Annotated in this window: 1 protein-coding gene and 3 pseudogenes; all 4 read right to left on the reverse strand. The window is 66.7% G+C overall.

All coding sequences use genetic code 11. The features are described 5' to 3' along the window. Positions 1–151 precede the first annotated feature (151 nt). Entirely contained in the window at positions 152–1,084 is a 933-nt protein-coding gene (locus VXC91_RS44395; protein WP_329513018.1) for an aldo/keto reductase, read from the reverse strand. 48 nt (positions 1,085–1,132) lie between these two features. After that, positions 1,133–1,632 (reverse strand): annotated as a pseudogene (locus tag VXC91_RS44400) (aldo/keto reductase). A gap of 408 nt (positions 1,633–2,040) precedes the next feature. Next, a pseudogene (locus VXC91_RS44410) lies at positions 2,041–2,496 on the reverse strand (MmyB family transcriptional regulator); the annotation flags it as partial. Further along, a pseudogene (locus tag VXC91_RS44415) lies at positions 2,496–2,726 on the reverse strand (TetR/AcrR family transcriptional regulator); the annotation flags it as partial. The pseudogenes VXC91_RS44415 and VXC91_RS44410, both read right to left, overlap by 1 nt.

Genomic DNA, 2,726 nt, shown 5'->3' on the forward strand with positions numbered 1-2,726 from the left:
GCAGAGCCTTGTACGCGTCGCATACGAGACGGAAGGCAGCCTCCTGGTCGCCACCAAATCGACCCGGTACGGGGGGCAACGGTTTGCGACCCCGACGGCACGGTCCAAGAGGGTGCGGTGATCTGACTGTGCCGTCGGGCCGGGACGGTGGTCAGGGCACGATGTAGCCGGCGGCGCGGAACAGTTCGTACCATTCTGCGCGGGTCAGTGGCACGTCCGATCCGAGGGCGGCGTCCGCGACACGCTGCGGTGTGGTGGTACCGATGACCACCTGCATCCGGGCGGGATGCCGGGTGATCCAGGCCGTCGCGATCGCCAGGGACGGCACACCGTACTTCGCCGCCAGGCGGTCGATGACGGCGTTGAGCTCGGGATGGCGTGCCGAGCCGAGGAAGGGGCCGTCGAAGAAACCGGCCTGGAACGGTGACCAGGCTTGCACGGTGATGTTGTGCAGGCGGCAGTAGTCCAGGAGCCCGTCGTCACGGCTGACCGACTGCTCCAGGCCCTGCATGTTGGCCGCGACGCCTTGCGCGACGAGCGGGGCGTGCGTGATCGACAGCTGGAGCTGGTTCACCACCAGGGGCTGGCTGACGTGGCGGCGCAGCAGGTCGATCTGCCGGGGGGTGTGGTTCGAGACACCGAAGGCCCGTACCTTGCCTGTCGTGGCTAGCTGGTCGAACGCACGCGCGACTTCTTCGGGTTCGACCAGGGCGTCGGGGCGGTGCAGCAGCAGGATGTCGAGGTAGTCGGTGTCAAGAGCCTTGAGTGAGCCGTCCACCGACTCGACGATGTGCTCGTAGGAGAAGTCGAAGTACGGGCCTTCGGGGACGATGCCCACCTTCGACTGGATGATCAGCTTTTCGCGCTGCGAGGGGTTCAGTGACATCGCCTCGGCGAAGCGGCGCTCGCAGCCGTGCAGCTCACTGCCGTACACGTCGGCGTGATCGAGGAACGTGATGCCGGCGTCCATCGCGGTGGCGAGGAGTTCTCGCACCTCCTTGTCGCTCTTGTCCTGGATGCGCATCAGGCCGAGCACGATGTTTGGGACGACCATGTCGGTGCCGGGCAGGTTGAAAGTCTTCACGATGGGGTCCTTGTCGGTAAGGGGTATTCGGTGCCGGTACGGGGCGTCTTAGGCCGCCGGCAGGCGGGAATTCTGCTCGGGGGTGAGCGTGACGTCGGTGGCGGCCGCCGAGTCACGGATGCTTTCGGGGCGAGAGGACCCGGGAATCGGGGCGACCACGGGTGCGAGGGCAAGCTCCCAGGCCAGGGTCACGCGGTAGACGCTGACGGCTACCTCGTCCGCGACCGCGCGGAAAGCGGCGTGGTGCGCCGAGAGTTCGGGCCCGTTCACGATGCCGCCCAGCGGGCTCCACGGCGGCAACGCGATGCCCGGCTCGGCGCGGCGCTCCAACTCGCGCAGGCTGGAGCGGAACCTGGGTGAGAACTGGTTCTGGACCGACGCGAGCCGACCGTCCAGGACCTCGTTCGCCTCGTCGATCTGTCCACAGGCGCGTTCGAAATGCCCGCCATGAGGATCACGCCCTCCTCGAGCGGGCCAGGGATCGCACCGATCGAATCGGCGTACGGCACACATGGGTCGGGGCGGTGGAACTGGCAGCGACCGATCACCTCGACGCCCAGGCGCTTTGCCGGCTCCTTCGCGGCCTGCTTGAGATGGGCCGGATCGCGCGCTGCTTCATCGGATATTCCCTCCGGTAGTGGAAGACAGGTGGTCGAGGTCTTCTCGCACGGAAGGCCGGTCCTGCCCGAGCCTAGGAACAGCTAATCCAGAAGTCCAACAATTGTTGGTCATGACATTGAGAAATGGATTGGATAAATGGGTCACGATGGGGCAGCGGCATGGCCGCCATCCCAGCGAACCAGCGCACGCCCACCCCCGGCCACGACCTCACGCTGTGCTGTGCGCGCATTCGACCGAGCTGCCCGACAACGACCGCATCACCACCAACTCGTGGCACGCTGCGATCGTGTCGAGCTGCCAGGCGATACCGACGTGGGCGATGCGTGAGTAAGCGGTCAGCCGGCCGCCTGTTGTGTGGTGGAGTCGGCTTCTTGGGTGGCGGTCCAGGATGCGAGGAGGCGCAGTGCTTCTTCCGAGGGGGAGCCGGGTTCGGCGGTGTAGATGGTGAGGGTGAGGCCGGGCTCGGCGGCCATGTCCAGGCCTTCGTAGGCGAGGGTGAGTTCTCCGACGGCCTGGTGGTGGAAGCGTTTGGTGCCGGTGCCGTGATGGCGGACGTTGTGGGCGCCCCAGCGGGTGCGGAATGCGTCGCTGCGGGTGGACAGCTCACCGACGAGGTCGTGCAGGTCTTTGTCGTGGGGGTTGCGGCCGGCTTCGGTGCGCAGGATGGCGACGGCTATGTCGGCGGCTTGGTCCCAGTCGGGGTAGAAGCGGTGGGAGGCGGGGTCGAGGAAGTTGAAGCGGGCCAGGTTCGCCTGGTTGTGCGGTGTGGCGTAGACGTCGCTGTAAGCGGCTACCGAGCTTGGAGTACGCCGGCGTCGGGAGACGTCGCGAAGGTCTGCACGTAGTCGATGGCTGCCTGCAACGCGTCTTTGAGCGGAGCGATGTTCCGAGCGACCTGGGCGAGGAGCATGCCGCCCTGGTATGCGGCAAGGAGCAGGTTGGCCAGCTGCGTAGGATCGGCGTCAGCGCTGAGGCGGCCCAGTCGCTGCATCCGCTGAAGCCCGTCACGGAAGATGTTCCG

This window comes from Streptomyces chiangmaiensis (assembly GCF_036281785.1).
GTDB classification, from domain to species: domain Bacteria; phylum Actinomycetota; class Actinomycetes; order Streptomycetales; family Streptomycetaceae; genus Streptomyces; species Streptomyces chiangmaiensis.